Origin of the sequence: Burkholderia sp. Bp9140 (assembly GCF_003853425.1) — a bacterium.
Lineage (GTDB): Bacteria > Pseudomonadota > Gammaproteobacteria > Burkholderiales > Burkholderiaceae > Burkholderia.
On the sequence record NZ_QTPQ01000006.1, the window covers coordinates 68,806 to 95,251 of the forward strand.

The window sequence follows — 26,446 nt, forward strand, 5'->3', positions numbered from 1 at the left end:
CCATGAAACCGGACGATGAAGGCACGCCATGGCCGACATCCAGATCGGACGATCACGCGGGGCCGCCCGGGCGGCGACCGGCATCCCGGACACCAGCCAGGCGCTCGACATTGCGCTGGCTCGCCGAAAAGCGTGCCATGCCTCTCTCCGGCACGGTGCATCGAAGCGTGCCGGAGGAGGAAGCCATCTCATCGGATCGGATCTTCAGAGGCGCTCGCCGGGGCCGATGTCAACCACGACGATCCGTCCGGCCCTGCTGGACTCGCGCGCCGCATCGGCCAGCAGCAGTGCGCGCCGGCCGCTTTCGAAGTCGGGAGCAGCGCGAGCAGCGCCACACACCACATCCAGGAATGCATCGAGTTCCGCCGCGTACGTCGGCCAATAGCGTTCCATGAAGCCCGGGTTGAGCACGTCGCGGGCGGCGGTTGCGTGCACCGAATACCGCTCGATCGCGGTGCGGCCGGGATTGGCGGAACATACCATGCCCTTCGACCCGAACACCTCGACCCGTTGATCGTATCCATACGCGGCGCGCCGGCTGCAATCGATGCGACAAAATGCGCCGCTCTCGAATCTCAACGTCACTTGAGCCGTGTCGGAATCGCCCAACTCGCCGATCGCGGGATCGACCAGATTGCTGGCCATCGCGAAGACCTCGACGCGTCCCGCCGCACCCGACAGCCACAGCGCCAGGTCGAAATCGTGAATCATCTGGTCGTGAAACTGACCGCCGGAGACGGCAATGTAGGCAGCCGGCGGCGGGCTCGGATCGCGGCTGACGATCGAGATGACCTCGACGTCGCCGACCTCGCCGCGCGTTACCGCGTCGCTCACGGCGCGGTGCGTCGCATCGAACCTGCGCTGGAAGCCGATCATGATGGGGACGTTACAGCCCTCGATCGCCTTCGCGCACATATCGACCCTCGACATGTCGAGGTCGATCGGCTTTTCGCACAGAATCGCCTTCCCCGCCTTGGCCGACGCAACGATCAGGTCGACATGGGTGTTCGTCGCGGACGAAATAATGACCGCATCGACGCTCGGGTCCGACAAGGCCACCGACGGTTGGTCGACCGCCCGGGAACCGTACTTTCCAGCCAGCGCGGTCGCACGGGACAGGTCCGTATCGACGACGTACGCGAGTTCCGCGCGCTCGTTCGCCGCGACGTTCGCAATGTGCCGCTCGCCCATGCGGCCCGCACCGAAGACGCAAATCCTTACTTTTTTCGACATGGTGATGTTCTCTCTAAAGCAACGCGAGTCGTGGCGACTGCGCAGGCACGGCGACATCGGCGACAAACAGCCCGCCCGCATGCGGGGCACTGTCCAGTTCTTCTTGCGTGTGCCTCACACGCAGCGTCGTGATGAAAAGACGATTGCCGGCCGGGCCGCCCAATGCCACGCACGTGGGGCCTTTCGTCGGCAGGTCGATCCGATCGGTCACCGCGCCGTCGGCGGATAGGCGCACGACGCATCCGCCCCACACGCGTGCGCTCCAGTAGCCGCCGTCGCGATCCACGATGGCGCCGTCGGGCGACCCGGGCGCCACCTGCGCGGCGGCCAGCGGCTCGATCTCGTCGAGGCTTGCGAACGCCGCGCCGACCTTGAACCGCCGGATGACACCAACGGGCGTGTCCGCGAAATACATGATCTGCCCGTCCGGCGAGAACGCGATCCCGTTACTGATCGTGACGTCGCGAAGGAGCTGTCGCAGTTCGCCCTCGGGGGACAGCCGGTACAGGCTCGCCACGGGCTGCCTGTCGCGCTCGTCGAAGGTGCCGAACACGATGCCGCCGAACGGGTCGACCGCCGCGTCGTTCACGCGGGTTTGCGCAAGCGCCGGCTCCACCTCCGTCACCGTGTCGAAGCGCGAGAATCCCGCGTCGACCCGGGCGATCCGGCTCGCCAGCCCGACGATGAATCCGGCGTCCTTGCGCGGCACGATGAAACCGGCCCGCTCGGGCAGCGCGTACGAGGTGACCTCCTGTGCTGACGACAGCCGATAGATCCGGCTCTCCTCGATGTCCGTCCAGTACAGGCTGTCGTCGCGCGGATCCCAGACGCACCCTTCCCCCAGGGTATTGCGTGCGTCGACGAGGCAGGTTGCATTCATGCGACGGACCTGCGTGCAGGCGCGATGCCGACCGATTCCAGATAGTCGTAGCTCTCGCGCGCGTTGTCGAAAGGCGACGCGGCGCCCGACGGATCGACGTCCTGCTCGACCACCGCCAGCCCCTTGTAGCCGATCCGGCTCAACGCATCGCGCACGGCCACGAAATCGACAACGCCTTTGCCCAGCGGACAGAAGACACCGCGTGCAATGGCGCTGAAGAAATCGACACCCTCCGCAACGCATTGAGCGTGCACGTCGCGGTCGATGTTCTTGAAGTGCATGTGACCGATTCGCGAACCGTACCGCTCGATCAGTTTCACCGGATCGATTCCGGCATACGCCGAGTGACCGGTATCGACGCAGAGACCCACGAGGTCTTCAGGAAGGTCACGCATCGCGCGATCGACCTCGTCCTCGAACTCGATGTAGCAGCCCGCGTGCGGATGCAGATACGACTTCACGCCGTACTCGTCCCGCGCGATCAGCGCGATCTGGATGATCCGCTGTATCATCGCCCCCCACTCCGCATCGGAGAGCCGCGGTGCGGCGGCCGACTGCCCGGCCGTCTTGCCGCGTTCGGTCGACACGCAGTCGATGATCACCAGGCGCGGCGCATCGAGTGCCTTCAGGATTTCGCAGGTCCTGCGGGTCTTGTCGAGCACCTTCGGCAAGGCCGCGGCATCGGTGAGCGGATCGAACAGGCCGCCCGCGGACAGGCCCAGACCGCGTTCGCGGAGTTCATGCGCGAGACGCACCGGGTCGGTGGGAAGGTAGCCGACCGGCCCGAGGTCGATGGCCGCGAATCCCGAGGCGGCAGCCTCGTCGAGCACACGGGTCCAGGCCGGGTTTTCCGGTCGGTCGGCAAAGTCCACGCCCCACGAGCACGGCGCATTGGCAAGACGGTAGTTCGACGACATCATGCAATCTCCTCGGTGCTGGCCCAGCGATTCTGTTCGACGGAAGTCAGTACGGCTTCGACCACACGGTCCACGCGATAGCCGAACGAAAAATCGGCGATCCAGCGTTGTCCGAGCGCGACGGACTCGATGAGGCGACGCGCTTCGATGATCTTGAGATCGTTGTAACCGAGCGGATTCCCCTGCAGGCCGAAGAAGGCTGCATAGTCGGGATGCTCGGGCGCCGCCAGAATCCGCTTGTAGCCACGTTCGGCCGGATCGTCGGTCTGGCGATAGAAGTAGAGTTCGTTCATGCGCTCCTGATCGAACAGCAGCGAACCCTTCGTGCCCTGGATTTCGTAGGCGAGATAAAGCTTCCGGCCGGTGCCGATGCGGCTGGCCTCGATATAACCCGAAGCGCCGTTCCCGAAGCGGCAGACGAACTGCGCCAGATCGTCGTTCTCGACCTTGCGCGCCACGCCCGCAGCCGTCTTGCGTTCGGCGTGCAGAACCTGCCGGGTGCCGCATACCTCGGTGACGTCACCGACCAGGTAGTGCGCGAGACTCAGCACATGACTGGCCATGTCGCCCAGCGCGCCGGCCCGGCCGGCCACCGCGGCGTCGGTGCGCCAGGTAAAGGGGAACTCTGGCCCGACCATGTAGTCGTTGTCGAACATGCCGCGGAAATGGAAAATCTCGCCGAGCGCGCCGGATTGCACGAGCTGGCGCGCATACGCTTGAATAGGACTGCAGAGGTAGTTGAAGCCGACTATGGTCACGACGCCCGCGGCCTCCGCGGCGTCCCGCATGGCCTTGGCTTCGGCGGCCGAGTTGGCCATCGGCTTCTCGCAATAGACGTGCTTGCCCGCTGCAATCGCGGCCAGCGCGATTTCCGGATGCACGTCATTGGGTGTGGTGATATCGATCACATCGATGTCGGGATCGTTCACCACCGTGCGCCAATCCGTCGTCCAGCGGTCGACGCCAAAACGTTGCGCGAAATCGCCGGCCGCCGCCTCGCTCACGTCTGCCACTGCAACAATCTTGAGTGTTGCGGGTTCAGTACCGAAAATGCGTGTCGCGCTCTCGAACGCCGCCGCGTGCGCACGCCCCATCCAACCGGCGCCGATCATTCCGACTCGAATCACTGACATTTCAAACGTTCCTTGAATCTGGTTTTGAAAACTGCGGGCTTCGGACGAGCGTCGTCCTCTCCCCACGTGAATGGCATTACTCAATGCGATACCGCATCGCGACTACGACTGATGCTGCTTTCGTTGACATCGTTGGCAATTTCGTTGAGCTCGTCGCCGCCACCCATCAGGTTGTACAGCTCCTCGAGGGTCACGTCGCCGCGCTTGCGCGTCTCGAGCGTCGTTCCGCGCTTGAGAATGACGAACCGATCGCCTACGGTATGCGCGTGACGCACGTTGTGCGTGATGAAGATCACGCCCAGGCCCTTTGCCCGGACCTGATTGATGTATCGCAGCACCATCGCGGTCTGACGCACGCCGAGGGCCGAGGTTGGTTCATCCAGAATCAGGACCTTTGCGCCGAAGTAGACCGCACGTGCAATGGCCACGCACTGCCGCTCGCCGCCCGAAAGCGTGCCGACAGCCTGCTCCGGATCGCGCACGTCGATACCGATCTTGAGCATCTCTTCACGCGTCACCTTGAGCGCATGCTGCGCGTCAAAGAACTTGACCGGTCCGAAACCTTTCTTCGGTTCGCGCCCCATGAAGAAGTTGCGCGCGATCGACATGAGCGGAATCATCGCGAGATCCTGATACACGGTCGCAATGCCCTGATCCAGCGCATCCCGCGGACTGTCCAGCTCGACCGGCTTGCCGCTGACCAACAGTTCACCGGAAGTCGGCTTGTGTACGCCGGACAGCGTCTTGATCAATGTCGACTTGCCCGCCCCGTTGTCACCCAGCAGACATAGCACCTCGCCCGGGTACACCGTCAGCGACACACCGTTCAACGAGATCACCGAACCGAAATGCTTGACGAGATTGCGAGCTTCGATAAGTGGCGTGGTTTCCATTTAACGCTCCCCCGTCGCGCGCTTGCGCACGACATTATTGAAAAGCACGGCCACGAGCAGCATGGCGCCCAGGAACACCTGGTACCAGTCCTGGTCGATACCCGTGTAACTCAAACCGATGACCACCATGCCGAAGATGAGCGAACCGAAAAACGCGCCGATGACGGAGCCATAGCCGCCCGTGAGCAGGCACCCGCCGATGACTGCCGCGATGATGGCTTCGAACTCCTTCTGGAACCCGCGACTCGCATCCGTGGACCCCGCGTCCAGCACCGTCAGCACCGCGACCAGCGCGGCGCAGCAGGCCGTCGTCATGAACAGGATGAGCTTGACGCGCGTGACCGGCACGCCCGAATTGCGGGCCGCCGCGGTGTCGCCGCCGACCGCGAAGATCCAGTTGCCGAAGGTGGTCCGGACCAGGATGACCGTCGCGACGATCGTCAGGCCGATAAACCACAACACCGAAACAGGCACGCCTTTCACGCTCGGCTCGCCATTCGGGAACGTCGCGATCAGGTCGTGCTGGGCGAGCCAGCTGAACAGCCCTGTCAGGGCATTGCCGGAGAACACGTGAACGAGCCACGAGGAATCCGCTGCTTCGGTGATGTCACGAAGCTGGGTCAGCCCGCCCGTCGCCTTCTTCAGGCCGACCAGCGTGAGCCCGCGCAGCATGAACAGAAACGACAGCGTCACGATGAAGGATGGCAGCCCGGTGCGCAGAACGATCTGCGCGTTGATCGCGCCGAACACGGCAGCCACCAGAAACGTGATGCCGATTGCGATGACGAGCGGCAGGTGGAACACCACCAGACAGGTGCCGAAAACAAGCCCCGCAAACGCGATCATCGATCCGATCGAAAGGTCGAACTCGCCGCCGATCATGAGCAGCGCCGCGCCGATGGCCAGAATGCCCAGCTGCGAGGCGGGCGTCATGAAGTTCATGATCCCGGCGACGGAAAACATCGAGCTGCTTGCGGTCGCGAAGAAAAACAGACCCACGAGGATGAGGCCCGCCATTGCGCCCAGCTCGGGGCGCCGCATCAGGCGCCGGAGCTGCGAGACGTTCTTGAGCCGCTCATCCGGCATGGCTGGCGCTCTCGAAGCACGAATGTGTTGCATGGTTTCCTCCTGTTACCGGATGGCCTTCGCGGACAGACTCGTCACGCGTTGCGCATCGGCTTTGGTGATGAACTTGGGCCCCGTCTCGATGACCTTGTTGGTCGGGAGCAGGCCATAGCGGATTTCGTTGACCAGCAACACCGTGCCGAGGTAACCGAACAGATAGGGCTGATGCTCGACGGCGAAGAGCGCTCTGCCTTCGGCCACATCTTTCAGAAAGCCCGGCGAGAGATCGAACGACACGACCTTCAGATTCGCGCGCTTCGACTCCTGCGCCGCGGCCACGGCCGGTTCGCCGGACTGGCCCGCGCTCAGTGCGACGACCGCGTCGACCGAGGGATCCTGCGCGAGCGCGGCTGCGACCTTGGCCTTCACCTGCTGGAAATCGGCGGCCGTCGGCAACACCGTCACGTTGCCGCCGAATCCGTCCTTCACGCCGCGGCAACGATCGTCGAGTGCCGTGTTGCCCACCTCGTGATTGATACAGATGGCCTTCTTCAGGCCCAACGCCTTCAGGCGCTCCCCTACCGCCTTGCCGGCCGGGTATTCAGGTTGTCCGATGTGAAGGAGCGTGCCGAACTTCGCTGCCACATCCGCGCCCGAGTCGACCGAGATCACCGGGATGCCGGACGCCACGGCGTTCTTGATTGCACCGCTCAACGCGTTTGCATCGGGGATGCTGACGATGATGCCCGCGGGTCGCTGATTGACGGCCGCATTGATGAGATTCGACATTTGCACCATGTCGAACGTAGGCGGGGAACGGTACTCGACGGTAACGCCCAGCTGTTTGGCTGCGTCGTTGGCGCCGTGCTTGACGATATTCCAGTACGGATCGCTCGCCAGGCCGTGCGTGATCAGAATGATCTTCTCCGATTCCGCGGCGCCTGCATGTACCGCGGCAACAGCCAGGGTACCGGCCAGCACGAGGGTCTTGAGTTTCTTCCATGCATTCAACATTTTCGTCTCCTGATATCGATAGTTTTTCGGTCTACGACAACTGATGGGCACGTTAATGCGCAATACCTCCGGTTCGAGCAGTCGGGGCAGAAGAGCCGGCCGGCATGGCATCCGTACTGTCTCGTCTGCGCCGGGCCAGCATCAGTAGCGTCCCGCCCAGAACGATGAAGAGACAAACGGCCGGCATCAGCATCGGCGCCGCGGCGCTGCCGGTCTGGTTGCGAATCCACGGCGCGAGGTTTTGCGCCAGGAAGCCGCCCATGTTCCCGATCGAATTGATGGCCGCGATTCCCGCCGCGGCCCGTGCGCCAGAAAGGAATTCGGCAGGCAACGTCCAGAAACACGGCACGATGATGTACATGCACGGAGCGGCCACGCACAACGCTGCAAATCTCCATGCGTTAGCGGGGAACAAGGCACTGAACACGAAGGCGACGGCGCCGATGGATGCGGCAATGGCGATTCCCTTGAGCAGCTTCGTTCCGCTTCCCATACGCTTGGGAAGCCACATCAGGATTGCAGTCACGATCAGCCATGGGATCGTGCCGAGCAGTCCGTTCGCCGTATTCGACACGCCGAACCCTTTAACGAGCGTGGGCATCCAATAGCTCACTGCCGCGATCGACATCGACACCATCATGAAATAGCCGGACAGCAGCAACACGCGGCGATCGACCAGAACCTTGAGCACCGGACCGTGCGCCGGATATCCCCCCGCATCCTTTTTCAACTCCCGGGCAAGCCACGCCCGCTCGTCGTGGCTGAGAAACCGGGCCGCGGCCGGACCGGCGGGCAACAGGAAGCACGTGACGAACGCTACAGCGATGGGCGGGAGACCGGTCGCAATGAATACCCATTGCCAGCCATGCAGCCCCCAGAGTCCTTGCAGGTCGAGGAGCGCGCCGCAGATCGCGGCACCGGACATGTTGCCGACCGCGCTCCCCAGCACGAAGTAGCCCATGATCCTGGCCCGATGACGCGCCGGGAACCACAACGTCATGTAATAGATGATCCCCGGATACAGGCCCGCTTCCGCAGCGCCGAGCAAAAAGCGCAGAACGTAGAACATCGGCGCGTTGCGGGTAAAGGCCAGCATCAGCGTCACCGCCCCCCACGTCAGCATGATTCGCGCGAGCCAGCGTGGTGCACCGACGCGATACAGCGCCATGTTGCTCGGCACCTCGAAAAGCAGGTACCCGATAAAGAAAAGCGACGCACCGAGTCCGTAGCTGACCTCGCTCATGTGCAGGCTATCGATCATCTGCAGCTTGGCGTAGCTCACGTTCTGCCGGTCGATGTACGCCATGAGGTAAAGCAACCCCAACAGCGGCATCAGATGCAGCGTCAATCGATCGATCAGTCGCTTTTCATTGACAGTCTCGTACACGTCTCCTCCACTCACTTTGATCGGGCTTCCGCCTTCAACGCAGTTCGGCAAGCTCACCCGAACGTCGACGGCGCTGGCCGTGACGGATTTCTTATGTCCGGCAATGCTCGCGCGCCGCCCGCACCTCGGCCGCCGTCGCAGCCTTGAGATGGTTGGCATCGCTATTGGGTACGACGAAGTCGAATCCTTGCGCGGACCAGCGCGCGGCGACCGCTCCCGACGGGCAGAAAATGCCGAGGTGCTTGTTCGCGCGCCGGGCAGCTTCCCTGCATCGTTCGATTGCCGCCAGCACAACCGGGTCGGTCGGGTCCGAGGCCGTGCCCTTGCCCAATGTCAGTCCCAGATCGTTGGGCCCGATGAAGATGCCGTCCAGGCCATCGACCGAAACGATCTCCTCCACGGCATCGAGGCCGGCGACGGTTTCGATCATGGCCAGGCGAACGATCGTCCGGTCCGCGTGCTCGAAATAATCCGGACCGCCATAGAGCAACCCTCGGGACGGACCGAAACTCCGGTCTCCGTGCGGCGGATAACGGGTCGCGGCGACAAATGCGCGCGCCTGCGCGGCGTTGTCGATCATCGGACAGATGACGCCGTAAGCGCCCGCGTCGAGAGCCTTCATCAGCAACGCGGGGTCGCAATCCGGAACCCGTACGAACGGCGTCGCGGGTGTGGCGGAAATGGCCTGCAGCATGCCGATCATCGTCTGAACGTCGGTCATGCCATGCTGAAGATCCACGGTGACGCAATCGACGCCGCTCCACCCGATCATTTCCGCGCTGTAGCTATTGCCGATCGACAACCACGCCGATACCGCGGCGGCGCCGCGCTCCCAGCACTCTCGCACCTTATTCGGACGCATTGGAAACCTCATCATTGAGAACCGAGCGATTCACGACCAGCGCGGGATCGAGATTCCCGTCGAGGCCGGCCAGCGCATTCCTGACCGCCATCACGCCCATGCCGATCAGGGCTTCCGTGCTGAGCGCCGCCGAGTGCGGACTCAGCACGACGTTTTTCTCGATGGCAAGCGGTGAATCAGCGGAAAGCGGCTCGACCGCGAACGTATCGATACCCGCTCCGCGCAGATGTCCATTCCTGATCGACTCGGCGAGCGCCGCCTCGTCGACGATGCCGCCGCGTGCGCTGTTGATCAGAACGGCGCCTGCCGGCATCAGCGCGAGTTCACGCGCGCTGATCAGGTTGCGTGTTTCAGGTGCGAGCGGCACGTGCAGCGTCACGATGTTGGCGCTTGCCAGCCCCTCGTCGAGGGTGTTCGCGAACGCAACACCCGGGAAATTCGCCTGCTTCGCGAACGGATCGAAAACGAGGACGTCCATGCCGAAGGCTCGCGCTCGCGCGGCAACCTCCTGCCCGATTCGCCCATACCCGATGACAAGCAGCCTGCGGCCCCGCAATTCGAAGCACGGAATCTTCGCACGGGCCGAGAAGTCTCCGGCGCGCACCGCGGCATCCAGCTGGATCCCCGAGCGCGCGACCGCCAGCATCAGGAACAGCGTGTGTTCGGCGACCGAATTCGAATTGACGTCGCCGACGACCGTCACCGGTATGCCTCGCCCGGTACAGTATTCGACCGGGATGTTGTCGTAGCCGACGCCATGTCGCGATACGATCTGAAGCCCCGGCGCAGCATCCAGAACGTCGGCGGGCAACAGCGCGTCGCGCACCGTGATCGCATTGGCGTCGCTCACGTGCTTCAGCAGGTTCTCGCGCGAGAAATCGGTCACGACCTCATAGGTGATGTCGGCTCGCGCATCGAGCAGGCGAAGCGCTTCGGGATGGAGCGGTTGGATGCAAAGTATCTTTTTCATGTCTGTCTCATGTATTACCAGCGGTCTCACCAGCGGGCACCGAAAAGCGGCACCGACGCGCCCGTCGGAACGAACCGTTCGCGTAGCGCGGCGCCGCGGTCCTTAATCAAGTTTCCTGCAGTCAATATCGGCCGGTGGGACTCGACCGGCAGGTAGCCGATCGTGTCCTTCGCCTCGTCCAGGTCCCACCGGCTGCCGTGATTGCGGGACACGATATTGAGAACCGCGGCGCCTTCGTACGAACTCGATACGGACCGGATGACCGCTTGCGCCCAATCTTCGTTACCCAGCCACATTTCCTGGCCCCAACGCCCGAACGCCATATGCGGTCCGGGCACGTTCGCACCGGGCTGGCAGTAGCCGATCCGCAGCGAGATGACCGACATGCCGGTGCGCTCGGCGGCAGCCAGTCCGTAGCGCTCGACGAAAAGCTTGGACGCGCCGTACGGATTGACAGGCCGCGGGCTGAGCCCGCTCGTCAGTCGCTCGTCGCCGAAGCGATAACCCCCCAGCACCCAGTTCGAACTGGCGAAGACGAACCGCCTGACGTGCGCCTCCTCGGCCGCACGAAACACGTTCAGCGCCAGTTCGATGTTCAGCCGCGTGATCGAATCCCACGACCCGACCGGTTTCGGATCGGCCGCCAGATGCAGCACGGCATCCACCCCTTCGAAGTGTTGTGCCCACGAGCGGTCGTAGCACTCCAGATCGGCCGTGATGACGTTCGGGTCGCCCGTCGAATTCCGCCCGATACCCGTGACTTCGTGGTTGTCGAGCGTCTTCAACGCTGCCATCGCCTTCGCTCCGAGGTTTCCGGTGGACCCGGTCACCAGAACGCGCTTAGCCGCAGTCATGACGCCTCCTAGATGCCTTTGCGCTGATGGGAGCGCTGCGATTCCTGCGCGATGCGGGCTTCTTCGATCGATGCGCGACGCGTCACCTCCGGCATACCCACATCCCACCAGGAGCCGCCTTCTGCCCATTCATACGGATGCGTGCGAATCGCGATGACGTAGGTCCGATCGGCTTCTCTCGCGCGCACGAGCGCCGCTTCGAACTCCACGATCGTCGTGACGTTCTCCGAGAGCGCCCCCATCGAACGCGCGTGCATCGCAAAATCGATTCGCGGCACGTCGCCGGAACGCTTCGACGACGCAAAAAGGTTGTTGAACTCGGCGCCCCCCTTGCTCGTCTGCAAGCGGTTGATGACTGCAAATCCGCCGTTGTCGCACACGATGCAGATGAACTTGTTCCCGGTCAGGACCGACGAATAAATGTCGGAATTCATGATCAGGTACGACCCGTCACCGAGCATGGCAAATATCTCGCGGTCCGGATTGGCGATCTTCTGCCCATACGCGCCGGCGATCTCGTAGCCCATGCACGAAAAGCCATACTCGGACTCGAACGTACCCACGCCGACCGACTTCCACATGCAATACAGTTCCCCGGGCAAGCCGCCGGCTGCCGAAACGATGACGTCGGTCGGCCGGGCATTGCGTTGAACGGCGCCGATGACCTGCGCGTAGTTCGGCACCGGCTGCGCTCGAAACGCCGTATCCCGCTCGACGATGGCGTCCCACGAAGCCTTTTCCTCGACGGCACGCTCGCCCCACGCCGCCGGCGCGGTCCACCCCTCGAGCCGCCGGGTCAATCCACTCAGCGAGAGCTTCGCGTCGCCGACGACCGGATGCGCCAGATGCTTGTTGGCGTCGCAGCGGTTGGTGTTGAGCGAGACGAACCGGACGTCGCCATTCCGGAAAACGCTCCACGACCCCGTGGTCATGTCGGCCAGACGGGTGCCGATGTTGATGACGACGTCGGCTTCCGCCGCGATCCGATTGCCGGCATGGCCCCCCATCACGCCAATCGAAGCCAGGTTGAGCCGATGCTCGTGCAGAAGCGCCGAGCGGCCCATCACGGTCTCCACGACAGGAATGCCGAATGCATCGGAAAATCGGGCAAGTTCCTCGCAGGCGCCCGAGTAATGAACTCCGCCGCCGGCAACGATCAGCGGCCGCTTCGCGGCACGGATGATCTCGGCGGCTTCGTCCAGCTGAATGTCGGGCGCCTGATAGCGCTCGATGCGATGCACACGCTCCTTGAAGAACTCGACCGGGTAGTCGAACGCCTCGCCCTGCACGTCTTGGGCAAGCGAAATCGTGGCGGGCCCGCAATCGGCCGCATCGAGCAGCAGCGACACGGCCTGCGGCAGCGAGCTGAGAATCTGCTCCGGGCGCGTGATCCGGTCGAAGAATGCCGACACCGCCTTGAACGTATCGTTCGTGGTGATCGTCAGGTCGTGGAAATGCTCGACCTGCTGCAGGACCGGGTCGGGAAAACGCGACGCGAAGTTGTCCCCGCACAAGAGCAATACGGGCAGGCGATCGGACAATGCAACGCCCGCGGCGGTGACCATGTTCGACGACCCCGGGCCCACCGACGCCGAGCAGACGTGGATCTGCTTGCGCCGCCGTGCTCGAGCGTAGGCCACGGCCGCGAGCGCCATGGATTGCTCGTTCTGACCGCGATAGGTCGGCAGCGTGTCCTGGACCTCTTCCAGTGCCGAGCCGAGGCACGTGACGTTGCCATGCCCGAAGATGGCGTGCACGCCCGAGAACAGCGGCAGCACTTCCCCGTCCGTATCGATCTTCTGCGCGATCAAAAACCGGACGATGGCTTGTGCGAGGGTCAAACGAACCGTTTCCATCCTGATTGTCTCCAAATGATTTTGTTGGGGGGCGCGGGTCAGCTCGTGGTTGTCCAGCCGCTGTCGAGCATCAACGCGGACCCGGTCATCAGCGCCGACGCATCGGAGGCGAGAAACACGACCGCGCCCATGATGTCTTCGGGTACGCCGAGGCGGCCGAGCTTCAGCTTGCCGAGCACGAAATCGCGAAATGCGGTGTCGGCGAAAAACGGCTTCGTCATCGGTGTTTCGATGAACGTCGGACAGATCGTGTTCACGCGTATCCCGTGTTCACCCAGTTCAGCCGCGATAGCCTTCGTCATGCCTTCCACCGCATGCTTGGTCGCGCAGTAGACGGTTCTGCGGGCCGCACCGACGTGCCCCATCTGGGACGACACGTTGATGATCGAGCCCGGCCGGCCTTCGCGCACCAGCTTTCGGGCCACCGCCTGCGCAACGAAGAACGCGGCGCGCACATTGACGTCGAACACGAAGTCGTAGTCGCTCGCTTCGGTGTCGAGGAAGGCGGCCGGCCGATTCGTCCCGGCGTTGTTGACGAGGATGTCGAACGTGGCCGCTTGTTCGAGCCAGGCCGACGCCGCCTCCAGGTCGACGACATCCAGTGCGATGCCGCTTGCCTTGCCGCCGGCCTCGCGAATCGCCGCTGCCGCCTCGTTCACCTCGTCCGGTGAACGGGCCGCCAGAACCACTTCGGCACCCGCCGCGGCCAGCGCCGACGCAGCGGCAAGACCGAGGCCGCGGCCCGCGCCCGTGACCAGCGCACGACGGCCGTCCAGGCGCAGGGAAGGCGTGACAGGGAGCATCATGATCGTTCGCTCAGCCGATCGCGTTCACCGCGGCGCGGGGAGCGGCGGTATAGGGTTTCACGTCGAGACCGCCGAACCGGCGCAGGCGGATATTCGCCTGCTCGCCGTGCCCGGCGAACCCTTCCAGCGCACACAGGCGCGAGCAGTACTCGCCGACCAGGGTCGTCGCTGCGTCGGTCTTCACATACTGATAGGTGCAGGTCTTGAGGAACTTGCCGACCCACAACCCGCCGGTATAACGCGCCGACTTGAGCGTGGGGAGCGTGTGATTGGTGCCGATCACCTTGTCGCCATACGCAACGTTGGTCCGGGGCCCGAGAAACAGGGCGCCGTAGTTCGTCATGTTTTCAAGGAACCAGTCGTCACGATCGGTCATGACCTGCACATGTTCCGATGCAATGCCGTCGGCCACGCGCAGCGCGTCTTCATAGTCGTCCGCAACGATGATCTGGCCGTAGTCGTTCCACGCCGCACGAGCGGTCTGCCCCGTGGGCATCAGGTCGAGCAGGCGCTCGATCTCCCGCTGGGTGTCGCGTGCCAGCTGCTCCGAAACCGTGAGAAGGATTGCCGGCGAATTCGCCCCATGCTCCGCCTGCCCCAGCAGGTCGACCGCGCAAATTTCGCCGTCGACGGTGTCGTCCGCGATGACCAAGGTTTCCGTCGGCCCCGCAAACAGGTCGATGCCGACTCGCCCGAACAGTTGGCGCTTCGCCTCGGCGACGAAGGCATTGCCCGGCCCGACCAGCATGTCGACCGGCTGAATCGTCTTCGTGCCAACGGCCATCGCCGCGATCGCCTGGATACCGCCCAGCACGTAAATTTCGTCAGCGCCCGCCAGATGCTGCGCAGCGACGATCGCCGCCGCCGGCTTGCCCTTGAACGGCGGCGCACACGTCACGACTCGCTTCACGCCGGCGACCTTCGCCGTGAGCACCGACATGTGGGCCGACGCGAGAAGCGGATATTTCCCGCCGGGCACGTAACAACCGACCGAATTCATCGGAATGTTCTTGTGGCCGAGAAACACGCCGGGAAGTGTCTCTTGCTCGACATCGAGCATCGACGCACGCTGGATTTCCGCGAAGTTGCGCACCTGCGCCTGGGCAAACCGGATGTCCTCGAGTTCACCTTCCGACAACTCGCTCAGGCAGGCCTGAATTTCCTGGTCGCTCAACCGGTAACTCTCGCGATCGAGGCCATCGAACCTGATCGACATTTCTCGCACAGCCTCATCTCCGCGAACCTCGACGTCGCGAATCGCGTCCTCGACGGTCTGCCTGACCTTGCTGTCAATCTCGCGCCGCGCTGCTTCGTCCATGCCCTGCTTGAGCCAACGTGCCATTTCGTTCGTCTCCTGAAAAGTTCATCGCCTACATGCGGTTGATGAGTTCAGTGTAGGAGTGGCCCCGACCAGTGTCAACATATCGCGCACTTGTGCGTTAATCGCACATTCATCACCAGGCACCTCTGAAACTTCTCCGAGACGCCCGTCCTATAACGAGCCATGCCGATTTCGACGAATCTGGCCGGAGCCTGTTCGATCCTGCATTTCCGGGAAAACACCTAACATTTCGCACGATTGCGCGTTTATCGCACACATGAGACAATCGGACATAACATCCGGTACCGGTGGCTATGGACTCGACCAAGGAATTACAGAAGCAGGACTTCGCCCAAACGCTCGCGAGAGGCCTTGCATGCCTCGAGGTGCTGGCGGATGCGTCTGCCCCGTTGGGATGCAGCGAAGTCGCGACTGCAATGGGCGTGAGCCGCGCGGCGGCACGCCGCATCCTGCTGACGCTCACGCATTTGGGCTACGTTGCCGAAGACCGCGGCGAATACAATTCGTCGCCCAAGGTGTTGTCCCTGGGTCGCGGCATGCTGGCGAAAGGCAGCCTCTGGAGCACGGTTGCGTCCGAGGTTCTTCAATTCGCCGACCGCCTCGATGACGCGTGCTCGATCTCCGTGCTGGAGGGGCTCGACATTCTGTTCGTGTGCCGCGACGCGACACGTCGCATCTTTACGTCACGGCTCGGTATTGGCGACCGGCTTCCCGCCCATTGCTCGGCGAGCGGCAAGGTTCTCCTCGCCAACCTGCCGGAAGCGGAACTGGATCGACGGCTGGAAGGCGTGACGCTGAAGGCGCAAGGCCCGGCGTCGATCACCGACATTGCAACGTTGAAGATTGCCCTGCAGCAGATCAGGACGGTGGACTACGCACTGGCGATCGATGAAATGGAACCCGGGACGCTGTCACTTGCGGTCCCGCTGCGGGAACGGACAGGCAGGGTCATCGCCGCCATGAGCTTTGCCTCTCACAGGTCGAGGCGCACACCCGAGGATTTGTCAGCTAACGTTCTACCCGACCTGCGCGATGCGGCTAACCGGGTGGAAGCAACCGTCCGCGACTTCCAGGATCGCGGATGGGTCATCATCTAGCATCGCGCCGCGGGGCGGGGGCAAAACGCGCTGCCGTCTGGGCGACCGTTCAAATCGAGTTCGTTCGGTAGATGCGCCACCCTGGTCGCGCAACTCCGCGCCGCTGCCGACGACCTGGTCCGCGCCCAGCTGGAGCGCAAGACCGCGCTTGTCTGCGGAATGTGTAATGGCCACGGTCTCGAAACCGTACGCACTGGACAGTTGCACGGCCACGTGCCCCCTAATCCGCCAATCCCCGGCACGGCGACCTTCTCGTGCGGCTGCGGCGCGGCATCGCGCAAGCCGCTCCAGGTGGTGTATCCGGCGCACATCATCGGCGCAGCATCGACAGAGTCGAGACCGTCAGGTAACAGCACCGTCCCGTCGAGAGAATCAGCAGCTTCGAGTCGAAATACACATACAGGTTCGCCACTGTCGTCCCCGCGGCACGCGCGATCTCCGACATCGTCGTCGACGTATAGCCTTTGCGGCAAAATAAATCTGCAATGAGCGCATGCGCGCCGCCCTTCTCGACGATCTCGATGTTCAGCCATCCCGGCGCCGGCGCACGTCGCTCACTTCCGCATTCAGATCGTATCGGCGAATCTTTTCGTAAAGCGTGCTTTTCGCAATGCGCAGCTGATTCGCTGTCCGGGTAAGGTTCCCGGCATTTCGATCGAGCGCACGGCGAATCGTCTCCGCTTCAGCCATTTTGAGCGATTCCTCGGGACTCAACTGCGCTGCTCTTGCAACCGGTTCCCCAACCCGGTTGGCAATGGCACCAGCCGCACGAATTTCGGCGGGCAATTCGTCAGCGGTGATCACCGATCCTCCTGCCAGCAAAAGCGAGCCTTCGATCGCGTTGCGCAACTCGCGCACATTGCCCGGCCACGCGTAATTCAGGAGGAGACCATAGGCGTGGTCGTCGAACGAACTGGCCGGCATGCCATACGAGTTGCATAAACGCTCGAGCCAATAGGCGATCAGGGCAGGCAAATCCTCGCTTCGCTCACGCAGGCTCGGAATCGAAATGGTCGTGACGGCGATCCGGTAGAACAGATCCATGCGAAACGTGCCGCCGGCAATGGCCTCCTTCAGGTCACGATGCGTTGCCGCAACGAGCCGGAAGTTCACCTTGCGCGGGGTGTTTTCCCCGAGCCGGTAAATTTCGTTCTCCTCGAGAACCCGCAACAGGTGAGGTTGGATATCGATCGGCATTTCACCGATCTCGTCGAGAAACAGCGTGCCGCCGTTGGCCGCTTCGATCTTGCCGGCCGCCCCCGACTTGCGCGCGCCCGTGAACGCGCCTTCCGCATACCCGAACAGCTCGCTGGCAAGCAGATCGCGCGACAGGCCACCACAATTGAGCGCAATGAACGGACCATCCATGCGCTCGCTTCCCTGATGGATACCCTGCGCAAAAAGCTCCTTGCCCACGCCCGTTTCGCCGAGCAACAGAACCGGAACGCGCGACCGCGCGAGCTGACGCGCCTTGTCGACGGCGCCCCGCAACACGCCGCTGTCGCCGACGAGACGCTTGAACGCACCGGCCGTATCGCCGTCGTCCTTCCGTCGCGGGATCGAAACCGTTTCACGCGCCACGTCGACGCCCGGTATCACCACCATGAAGCCCAGTATCGTGCCGCCTTCGCGCAGAATCTCGACGTGGGCGTAACGCAGCCATGCCGGCGCGGCAGCCGACGTCCCCGCCATGCCGTTCAGCCCCGGCAACACGAAGCCGGCATCGACCCGGACATCGAATCCGAGACGCCGCAATGCGGGCCCGACCTGGGCATTCGCCTTGACGAGGCGCCCTCGCTCGTCGACGATGAGCACCCCGTCCGATGCCAGGGAACCAAAGCGAGATGCGCATCGGTCCAGCATGCGCAAACGGCGCTCCATCGCATCCTTCGCGATACGGCTTTCGATGCGCCCCGCGAGCGACACGGCCAGCGCGAGACTGTAACGGCTGTACGTATCGGCAAGACCGGACACATCGATGACACCGAGTACCTGACCGTCGAGCGGATCGCGGATAACGGTTGCCGAACACGTCCACCGCTTGATGCCGGCACAAAAGTGCTCGGCGCCGTGGATCTGAACCGGCTGGCGCAATGCGAGCGCGGTGCCGATCGCGTTGGTGCCGCAACTGAGTTCGGTCCAGTTGCAGCCCGGGATCAGCCCGACCTCCCTTGCCGGATCGACGATATGCACGTCGCCCTCGTGCTGCAGGATCATGCCTTCCGGATCGGCAAGCAGCATGACGGTGCCGGTCTGCGACAGCAACTCGCGCGTCTGCTGCATCAGCGGCAGGCTCGCGCTGACGAGCCGCTCGTTTGCCGCCCGCCCCTGTCCGAGCTGGTTTTCGTCGATCGGCGGCGGCGCGCGGTTTCCGGCCGGATCGACGTGGCCGACGAGACAGCGCTGCCATGAATCGTCCACAACGCCGCGCACCGTGTTCGACTGGCGCTCGCCGCCGCCGACCAGGTGTTCCCATGCGGACATGATGCTGCCGTCGTGCTCCGGGCTGGAAAACCAGTCCATTGGCGTACCGGTATGTTGCATGCGTGTCTCCTGGCGATTCGCGTGGCCGCGAATCGCGAAGCCGTATGTTTCGGCTCCTTGTGTAGGTTGTGCACCGCGGCACCCACCACGACCTGCGCCGCGGTGTGCCGTCGGTGTGCCGACAGTGTGCCTCTTCGCATCGTACTCTGATCCAGCACCGTGGCCCCACCGTTGCGAGACCGGACAAGCAAGGTACACGCCAGACGGAGCCGCACGGCGCACTTCGCGATGCCTGCCCGAATGCACCCGCCCGTGCCATCCGCAATCCGGCCGGAAACACGCCGCGCGTCCGGAAATCGAACGTTCGAAAAACAAACGCCCCGCTTCGCGTGGACGAAGCGGGGCGCACCGGCGCCAATGCGCCGGCCGGGTCAAACATCACACTAATCGGCGCGCTCGGGAATCGGCAGCTTCAGCCATTCCCCGTAGAACCCCTCGATGTCCGGTTCGAAGTCGTGGACAACGGGATACCACGGCGTCGGCGCTTCGACGTCGTGCATCGCCCCGCATGTCGGACAGTAGTACTCGCGGTACACCTGCCACTGCGTGTCCGGTGCCATGAGCCGCGGATAAACCTCGTCCATCGCCTCCTCGGAGTCCCGCACGAAGATGTTCGCGTTCAGCTTCCAGTTCTCCCGGTAGTCGCCGAACACATGCCCGCAATCGCATTGCGTGACCCATCGCTTCGTTGCCTGCTGCTGGACGATATAAAGGTGCGGGCCAAGCGGCAGCACGATCCGGTCCTTCCAGCCGAGCTTGCGCTGCAGCGCGTCGATATACATCTCGAAGCGCTCGCCGTCCTTCGGCATCGACAACATGCGCAGCGTCGTGTCCCAATCGAGCGTTCCGTCGACCAGGTTCCTGACCTGTTCCTTCGTGTAAGTAGACATCCTGAATCCCTCCATTGACAGATTGCGCGACAAGCCCGTTATTCCTCGACCAGCACGACGGTGTTCACGTCGGGCATCTTGGACAGATCCATCCGGAACTTCGAGCCGTAGGTCGGCACGCCGAGCTCGTCCTCGGTCAGCGTCCACGATTCGGGGAGTTCCCAGAACGCGCGGAACTTCGCTTCGAACTTCGGCGACAACCCGAAGCTCGTTGCGAACATGTGCTTGACCTGTGTCGACGCATGCTTGACCAGGATCCGCTCGCGCTCGCCCTTCATCCACTCGCGCGTCGGCTGCGAGCGCGCGAGGCGCTGGTTGCGAATTTCGATACGCAGCAGTGCCGTCCGCTTCGCATCGACGTGCCATATGCCGTTCGCGTCTTTTGTCGCGATCGCGCCATACACCTTTTGCGCATACTCGGGCAGAAGCGCCGCGTTGTTCAGGTCGCGCTCGATCGCTTCGACCTCGCGGTCAAGCGGGTCGCCAAACCCCGGCCCGCCGCGCAGATAATTCAGGTACAGGTCGTGATTGTCGTAACAGTCCTCCGTCGTCATGCACTGCTGATCGCGCTTGACGAGCGCGCCGGCATTCAGGTGGTTCTCGTAGTCAGGGAAGTCCGGATGGGTGTCGCCGCCGAGCGGCAGGCTCTCGCCGTGCGCGATACGCTGATCGAGGCCGGTGCGGTGGGCCTCGAATCGATAACCGGTCGCCGCCGGATACCCGCCCATGAGCCCCCAGTCGCTATTCATGTAGCCGTTGCCCATGAAGAACATCGTCCAGTCCTGGGCTTTCCAGACCATGCGCAGCGTTTCGAACCCGCAGCCGCCGCGATACTTGCCATAGCCGCCCGAATTGGCCTTCACGTTACGGCCCAGATAGAGCAGCGGCTCCGCCATCTCCCAGATCTCGATATCCCCCATGTCACCCTCGGGATTCCAGATCGCCGCCGCATGATTGAGCCCGTCCTTGATCGCGCACGCGCCGGTGCCGCACGACGACGCCTCGAAGCTGTTCACCGCGTGGATGTCGCCGTCCTGATTGATGCCCCCGCCCTGCAGCCAGTTCGATGTGTTCGCATTGCCGGCATTGACCTCCTCGAGGTAGCCGCGGCTGAAGTACGCCTGCGACAGGCCGCGCCAGAGTGCGCTCCAGCCGGACACCAGGAAGTGCCACGCGTACGCATGCCCGGTGCGCCGGTCGTCCGGGTTCATCCACGCGCCCTTCGGCAAGTGGAATTCGGTGCCGAAGTACGCACCGTCGTTGATCCGCTGCGTCGGCACGAGCGTTTGCGTCATCATCACCCAGATGCCGCTCGTGAAGGCAACCTGGTGCGCGTTGTACGAGTGCCAGCCCCAACGGCTCGCGCCGTCGAAGTCGAGGCGCCACGTGCCGTCGCGGCGGATCTCCATCTCCACCGGCGAGTGCATGATCGAATCGAGCTTCGCGAATGCCGACGAAGTCTGCACGTCGGGATGGTTGTACGGCACGTCGACGAACGCGACCTTGCGGTACTTGCCGGGCAGCGTCATCGCCTTGATGCGCGTCTGCAGGCCGCGGCGCCCTTCCTCGATCACCTCGTACGCGAATTTCTCATAGGCGTCGAGCCCCTCCTCCTCGATCACTTCCTCGATCAGGTCGCGGATCATGTGGCAGCCGGCGATGCGGGTGCGCTCGTCGAGGATCCAGTACTTCGGCGTTCGCACCGAGCGTTGGCTTTCATGCAGCCAGTCGCGCAGCGGCGTATCGTTCACGCCCGTCTTGCGACACGTGATCATGTAGCCGTCGCCGAAGCGCTGCACCTGCCCCGTCGACATCGACCCCGGCGTCACCGCACCGGTGTCGATCACATGCGTCACGCCGCCGACCCAGCCGACCAGCTTGCCGTGCGCGAAGATCGGCACGATCGTCGCGATGTCGCACGGATGGACGTTGCCGATCGAGCAGTCGTTGTTGGTGAACATGTCGCCGGGATGGATGCCCGGATTGGCCTCCCAGTTGTTCTCGATCATGTACTTGATCGCTGCCCCCATCGTGCCGACGTGGATGATGATCCCGGTCGACGTCAGCACGCAGTCTCCCGCCGCGTTGTAGAGCGTGAAGCACAGCTCCCCTTCCTGCTCGACGATCGGGCTCGCCGCGATCTTCTTCGCGGTCTCGCGCGCATGCACGAGGCCGCCGCGCAACTTCGAGAACATCTTCTCGTAGCGGATCGGGTCGCTTTCGCGCAGATCGAGCCGCAAGAGGCCGTTGTAGCGCCCCGTTTCGGCAGTGCGCTCGAGGATCCCGTCGCGGAACTGCTTGAGCGTCTGGCCGTTCTTGAGGAGATCGGCGAAACCCACTTCCTGGCTGGACATCATGTTCATGGCGTATCTCCTTATCGGACTTCTCTGAGATGGAAGAGGCGATGCTTGTCGAGCGTGGTCGCGAAACCTTTCGGAACCACGAAGGTGGTCGCATCCGATTCGATGATCGCGGGACCCACGATCTCGTTGTCCGGCTTGAGCGCTTCCATCTTCCAGACGACGGCGTCGTGCCACTGCTTGTGGCGGTACAGCTTGCGCGTGCCGACGCGCGCAGCTTCGGGCGGCGTGGCGCCGCCCGTGGCGTCTTCCGGCAGCACCGGTTTCTGGGTCAGCACGGTGCCGCGCATGATCGCGCCCGTGACGGAAAAGCCGAGCTCCGGAGAACGCGCTGAACTCGCATAGACGCGTCCGTAGGTATCCTCGAATGCGTCGACGATCAGGTCCCAGTCCTGCGCGGTCGCGGCACATGCGACCGGCGACTCGATCTCGAGGTCGTTGAGCTGGCCCATGTACTGCATCCGGAAGCCCGGCCGCAGGATCACGTCGCGCTCGCTGAAACCGTTGATGCGGAACTCGTCGATCACCTTCGCGGCGAGCTCTGCCCAGGCCTTCTGGATCGTCTGCGCGGCCTGCACCTTGTCGGCATCGGGCGCGAGCTGCGGCAACGCGAGATCGACGCTCTTGTCGTAGCGGTATTCAAAATCCGCGCAGGCGCACCCGAACGCGGAAAAACCCGCGGCCCAGGCCGGCACCACGACATCCCTGAAGCCGAGCCCTTCCGTGTAGCCGTACGTGTGGACCGGGCCAGCCCCGCCGTACGAGAAGCAAACGAACTCCGTCGGGTTGTAGCCTTTCGCGCTGACGTTCGATCGCAGGTACTCGCGCAACTGAAGGTCGAGCAGTTCGATCACGCCGGCCGCCGCATCCTCGACCGTGAGGTTGAGCGGATCGGCAATCTGCGCCTTGATGTGCTCGCGCGCCCGGTCGACGTCGAGCTTGATTTGCCCGCCGAGGAAGTTGGTCGGATTCAGGTAGCCGAGCACGACGTGGCAATCCGACACCGACACGGTCGTCAGGCCGCTTTCCGGCCAGCAGGTGCCGACCCGGTAGCCGGCACTGTCCGGGCCGAGCTTGATCGAGCCGCTGTACGGATCGAGCCGCACGAAGCTGCCCGCGCCCGCGCCCACCGAGTCCATCGTGACGAGCGGCAGCGACAATACGAGGCGCGCCATGTCCGGATCCGACGCAATCGCGAACTTGCCCTTCGTGATCAGCGCCATGTCGAACGACGTGCCGCCGATGTCGGAGCAGGCGATATTGTCGTAGCCGAGTGCCTCGCCGAGCAGCTTCGAGCCGATCACGCCGCCGATCGGCCCCGAGACGATCGTACGTGCGAGTTCTTTCGCCTTCCAGCTGATCGTGCCGCCGTGCGTCGCCATGACCCGCAAGTCGAACTTCGCACCGTGCTTGTGAAAGCGATCGCTCACCTTTCGGAGCGTCTGCCGCGACGGCTCGGCCGCATAGGCCTCGAGCACGGTCGTGTTCATCCGGTGGCTTTCCTTGCGCTGCGGATAGTAGTCGACCGACGCGAACACCGGCACATCCACACCGATCGCCTTCAGTTCGTCGTGCACGATGTCGCGCGCCTGCCGTTCGCTGGTCGCATTCTTGTGCGATTGCAGGAAACAGATCACGATCGCCTTCGCGCCGGCGGCGGCGAGTTCGCGCGTCGCCTGCCGCACCTCGCCTTCGCGCAGCGGAATCACGATATCGCCCTGCACGTCCGTACGCTCGGTCACGCCCCGCGTGCGGGCAAGCGGAACGAGGGGTTCGTCATAGCGGTGCGTGTTCAGATGGATCCGCTCCTCGAGTGCATATCCCAGATAGCTCTGGATCGCACGCCCCATCAAATGCACGTGCTCGAAACCCTTGTTCACGAGCAGGCCGACGTCGAGCCCCTTGCGCTGCACGACACGATTGAGCATGGCCGTACCGGAATACACGCAGGTCACGAGTTCCGGGTACACCTGATCAACATCGCGCTGCCAGTGCGCCAGTGCGTCCTGCGACGAATTGAGGATCGCGAGCGACTCGTCCTCCGGATTGCTCTGCGCCTTGCCGACGACGAACCGCCCGTCGGCACGCACGAAAAAGGTATCGGTCATCGTGCCGCCGGCATCGATGCCCAACACCTGGACTTGCGAAAGCCCTTCCATGTTTTCGTCTCCAAAGATTGATGTCATGACGGCGCGGTGGCGACCGTTGCGTGACCATGTCGCCGGGGCACGACGTCGATGCGCTTGATGCAACAGGCATGCCATCTCGCGGCGGACGCCCGGCAACCCCAGGTACGGCAAGGCAGCGCAGTCTCGCGCACGGTGATCGAAGGCGCGCGGAAGACGTCGGTTCGAACACGCAACGAACGGAATCCGGACACTCGAGTCGACCGGATATCGGCCGCCCGATCGACCGGCTTGTGCCGCATCAGGCGGGAGTCGGGAAGTTGTCGGGCACTTCACCGGCAAGGCGGTGGGGGTGTTCCCGCACGCCAACGGCGGGGCAGATATCGAACCTGATATACGAGTGACGCGCTACGCGGCCATCCGGGTCCGCCTGGGCCCGAGCGCGTCGCGTAACCGACGCCAGCCGGATCGGGTTGAGCGAATCGAACCACATGTCGTCGACATCGGGACGCAAGAGCGACAATCGCTCCATCGCGAATTGCGATCGGCACACACGGCCCGTGCGATGCAATCGCTGGCGGTCGGTCCCGGTGTGAACGAGTGTTGAGGATCGCATCGTTCTCGACAGCAGATCGCGCGCGGCATATGGCGATCCCGCACCGCCCGGTCCTCTTCGCTGATCCCTCTATGGGCAAAGCAAAGCGTGGTTCGTCGGAACATTGAATCGCAAACGCAAGGCACCCATGCGCGTGCAGTGCTCGCCACCCGACCGGATCACATCACGTCGATCGGCAGCGTCTTGTCGAGATTGTCGTGCCACGCGCGAATCGTCTTCGGCACCGTCTTTTTCCACGCCGGCACGTTCGTGTAGTAGCGCATCCGCACCTTGTCATGCGCATCGAATACGAGCAGCCCGATCCACAGGTCGGTGTCGCGGCGCATCACGATTGCGGCGTTCGTCGTCGCAATGCCGCGCACCCAGTAAGACTTCGCGCTGGCGTGCAGGTCGTCGAGATCCTTCTCGTCCGCGCTGTAGTTGATCATGTCGACGAGCGTCTGATAGTCGGCGCCGAGCAGCGTGTGCGCGATCGCGTTCTGCCGGGCGTCGGACAGCACCTTCAGGGTCACGAGATCCGCCGGCGGGCTTGCCTGCGCCTTCGATGCCGTCACATAGTCGCCCGAATACGTCACGCCGGCACCGGCGCCGCAATCGGCATCGCTGCCCTGCTGCGCGACCTGCATGCGTCCACCCTTGCGGCTGAAATCGAGCCGGCACGGGTCCTGGCGAAACGCGCCGCGGTCGCCATGCAGTTCGATATCGCCGCTGAGTCCGCCGGTATTCGCGCCATTGTTGCCGCTCAGCTCGAAGTGAAGGCGCGGTGCCGTGCCGGTGAACGTCAGCACGCCGCCGAACGACGGGTTGTCGCTGTCGCGATACCACGTCTGCTGCCACCGGTCGGCGGCAAGCGGCGCACCGTTCAGGCTCGCGAGCCGCTCGCGATAGCGATCGCCGAGGCACGACGCGTCGTTGCCGCAGCGGTCGCGCTGCTTGAGCCATTTCAGCTGCGCGGCCTTCAGCGCGGCGGTATCGCCACCTTTCGCGAGCGCCTTCTTCCACGCCCCGGCCAACTGGCCGTCGAGTGATGACAGCCCGGCGTCCGCGCAGATCGCCTTCTCGGTCGGCGAAGCGGCTTTCGTGCAGTCGAAGCCGGCCGCGTGCGTGGCCAACGGCGATATCGTCAGTACTGCCAATATCATCGCGGATCGCAGGTTCGCGCGCCGCGCATGCCGGCCGCGACGCGCGGCTTGCCCCCGCTCGCCGGCGCGAGCATTCGATCGGTTCTTCATTGCATTGGACTCGTCGTGGATCGCAGTGAGTAAAAGCTACGTGCGCGATTCGATTTGAGGTAAAAACACCCGGCCCTGCATGCGCTGCGGACCGTCGGCCCCGCCGAAGCCTAACGCGAATACGCGCCGCCGATCAATCGGTGCCTGACGATGCGCGCGAACGGATCGGCTGCCATGCGGGATCGACATGCCCGTGCCGAAGCCGGCACCGTGTCCGCCGTGCGCGGCCGCTTGCCGGCGGCCATCGCGCACTCGGCTGCTACGCGCACTGCGCCGCTCGACGTCCGGCCCGGTGAACACCGTCATGACTTTCGCCGCGCGTGAAGCATGCACTTCGTTCCCTTGGAAAAAAGCCGCCGCGCGCGACAC

General features: G+C 63.7%; 21 protein-coding genes and 1 pseudogene. 1 reads left to right on the forward strand and 21 read right to left on the reverse strand.

What is annotated here, in order from left to right:
* Positions 1-204: 204 nt before the first annotated feature.
* The 14 genes from iolG to hisD all read right to left on the reverse strand — a co-directional run bounded on the left by iolG (position 205) and on the right by hisD (position 15,212).
* On the reverse strand, positions 205-1,314 hold the full coding sequence (gene iolG / locus DIE21_RS07155; protein ID WP_311767435.1) for an inositol 2-dehydrogenase: 1,110 nt from the start codon (positions 1,312-1,314) through the stop codon (positions 205-207).
* A complete protein-coding gene (locus DIE21_RS07160) occupies positions 1,247-2,113 on the reverse strand; it encodes an SMP-30/gluconolactonase/LRE family protein (RefSeq protein ID WP_185642731.1) in 867 nt (288 codons plus the stop codon). The genes iolG and DIE21_RS07160 overlap by 68 nt, the downstream gene beginning before the upstream one ends.
* Positions 2,110-3,033 carry a TIM barrel protein gene (locus DIE21_RS37125; protein ID WP_185642732.1) on the reverse strand — a complete coding sequence of 308 codons (924 nt, stop codon included), beginning with the start codon at positions 3,031-3,033 and terminating at the stop codon, positions 2,110-2,112. Before DIE21_RS37125 ends, DIE21_RS07160 begins: the two co-directional genes overlap by 4 nt.
* On the reverse strand, positions 3,030-4,163 hold the full coding sequence (locus DIE21_RS07170) for a Gfo/Idh/MocA family protein (RefSeq protein WP_124497025.1): 1,134 nt from the start codon (positions 4,161-4,163) through the stop codon (positions 3,030-3,032). Before DIE21_RS07170 ends, DIE21_RS37125 begins: the two co-directional genes overlap by 4 nt.
* An 80-nt stretch (positions 4,164-4,243) precedes the next feature.
* Positions 4,244-5,056 carry an ATP-binding cassette domain-containing protein gene (locus DIE21_RS07175; protein ID WP_124497026.1) on the reverse strand — a complete coding sequence of 271 codons (813 nt, stop codon included), beginning with the start codon at positions 5,054-5,056 and terminating at the stop codon, positions 4,244-4,246.
* A complete protein-coding gene (locus DIE21_RS07180) occupies positions 5,057-6,175 on the reverse strand; it encodes an ABC transporter permease (RefSeq protein WP_124497027.1) in 1,119 nt (372 codons plus the stop codon).
* Between the two features lie 12 nt (positions 6,176-6,187).
* Positions 6,188-7,135 carry a substrate-binding domain-containing protein gene (locus DIE21_RS07185; RefSeq protein ID WP_124497028.1) on the reverse strand — a complete coding sequence of 316 codons (948 nt, stop codon included), beginning with the start codon at positions 7,133-7,135 and terminating at the stop codon, positions 6,188-6,190.
* A 52-nt stretch (positions 7,136-7,187) separates the two neighbouring features.
* The gene (locus tag DIE21_RS07190; RefSeq protein ID WP_124497137.1) at positions 7,188-8,468 is read right to left on the reverse strand and encodes an MFS transporter; all 1,281 of its coding nucleotides are present in this window, start codon (positions 8,466-8,468) and stop codon (positions 7,188-7,190) included.
* A gap of 145 nt (positions 8,469-8,613) precedes the next feature.
* Complete coding sequence (locus DIE21_RS07195) at positions 8,614-9,384, reverse strand: HpcH/HpaI aldolase/citrate lyase family protein (protein ID WP_124497029.1); 771 nt, start codon at positions 9,382-9,384, stop codon at positions 8,614-8,616.
* Positions 9,371-10,354: a hydroxyacid dehydrogenase gene (locus DIE21_RS07200; protein ID WP_124497030.1), complete on the reverse strand. Its 984-nt coding sequence runs from the start codon at positions 10,352-10,354 to the stop codon at positions 9,371-9,373. The genes DIE21_RS07195 and DIE21_RS07200 overlap by 14 nt, the downstream gene beginning before the upstream one ends.
* 26 nt (positions 10,355-10,380) lie before the next feature.
* Positions 10,381-11,208, reverse strand: a complete 828-nt coding sequence (locus DIE21_RS07205; RefSeq protein ID WP_185640686.1) for an NAD(P)-dependent oxidoreductase — start codon at positions 11,206-11,208, stop codon at positions 10,381-10,383.
* An 8-nt stretch (positions 11,209-11,216) separates the two neighbouring features.
* The gene (iolD, locus tag DIE21_RS07210; RefSeq protein ID WP_124497032.1) at positions 11,217-13,064 is read right to left on the reverse strand and encodes a 3D-(3,5/4)-trihydroxycyclohexane-1,2-dione acylhydrolase (decyclizing); all 1,848 of its coding nucleotides are present in this window, start codon (positions 13,062-13,064) and stop codon (positions 11,217-11,219) included.
* Positions 13,065-13,102: 38 nt separating this feature from the next.
* Positions 13,103-13,870: an SDR family NAD(P)-dependent oxidoreductase gene (locus DIE21_RS07215; protein WP_124497033.1), complete on the reverse strand. Its 768-nt coding sequence runs from the start codon at positions 13,868-13,870 to the stop codon at positions 13,103-13,105.
* A gap of 10 nt (positions 13,871-13,880) precedes the next feature.
* Positions 13,881-15,212, reverse strand: coding sequence for a histidinol dehydrogenase (hisD, locus tag DIE21_RS07220; RefSeq protein ID WP_124497034.1), 1,332 nt, complete (start codon positions 15,210-15,212; stop codon positions 13,881-13,883).
* A gap of 293 nt (positions 15,213-15,505) precedes the next feature.
* On the opposite strand from hisD, the gene DIE21_RS07225 reads away from it, so the two are divergent.
* Positions 15,506-16,309: an IclR family transcriptional regulator C-terminal domain-containing protein gene (locus DIE21_RS07225; RefSeq protein ID WP_124497035.1), complete on the forward strand. Its 804-nt coding sequence runs from the start codon at positions 15,506-15,508 to the stop codon at positions 16,307-16,309.
* A gap of 367 nt (positions 16,310-16,676) precedes the next feature.
* Here the strand turns inward: DIE21_RS07225 and DIE21_RS07235 are convergent.
* The 7 genes and pseudogenes from DIE21_RS07235 to DIE21_RS07265 all read right to left on the reverse strand — a co-directional run.
* A pseudogene (locus DIE21_RS07235) lies at positions 16,677-16,838 on the reverse strand (TetR/AcrR family transcriptional regulator); the annotation flags it as partial.
* On the reverse strand, positions 16,835-18,853 hold the full coding sequence (locus tag DIE21_RS07240) for a sigma-54-dependent Fis family transcriptional regulator (protein ID WP_260432333.1): 2,019 nt from the start codon (positions 18,851-18,853) through the stop codon (positions 16,835-16,837). The pseudogene DIE21_RS07235 and the gene DIE21_RS07240, both read right to left, overlap by 4 nt.
* A gap of 383 nt (positions 18,854-19,236) precedes the next feature.
* A complete protein-coding gene (locus DIE21_RS07245) occupies positions 19,237-19,743 on the reverse strand; it encodes an acetone carboxylase subunit gamma (protein WP_124497036.1) in 507 nt (168 codons plus the stop codon).
* A gap of 38 nt (positions 19,744-19,781) precedes the next feature.
* A complete protein-coding gene (locus DIE21_RS07250; RefSeq protein ID WP_124497037.1) occupies positions 19,782-22,106 on the reverse strand; it encodes a hydantoinase B/oxoprolinase family protein in 2,325 nt (774 codons plus the stop codon).
* A gap of 11 nt (positions 22,107-22,117) precedes the next feature.
* A complete protein-coding gene (locus DIE21_RS07255) occupies positions 22,118-24,262 on the reverse strand; it encodes a hydantoinase/oxoprolinase family protein (protein ID WP_124497038.1) in 2,145 nt (714 codons plus the stop codon).
* A 741-nt stretch (positions 24,263-25,003) separates the two neighbouring features.
* Positions 25,004-26,077, reverse strand: coding sequence for a lysozyme inhibitor LprI family protein (locus tag DIE21_RS07260; RefSeq protein WP_124497039.1), 1,074 nt, complete (start codon positions 26,075-26,077; stop codon positions 25,004-25,006).
* 36 nt (positions 26,078-26,113) lie between these two features.
* Positions 26,114-26,383, reverse strand: coding sequence for a hypothetical protein (locus DIE21_RS07265; RefSeq protein WP_124497040.1), 270 nt, complete (start codon positions 26,381-26,383; stop codon positions 26,114-26,116).
* Positions 26,384-26,446 lie beyond the last annotated feature (63 nt).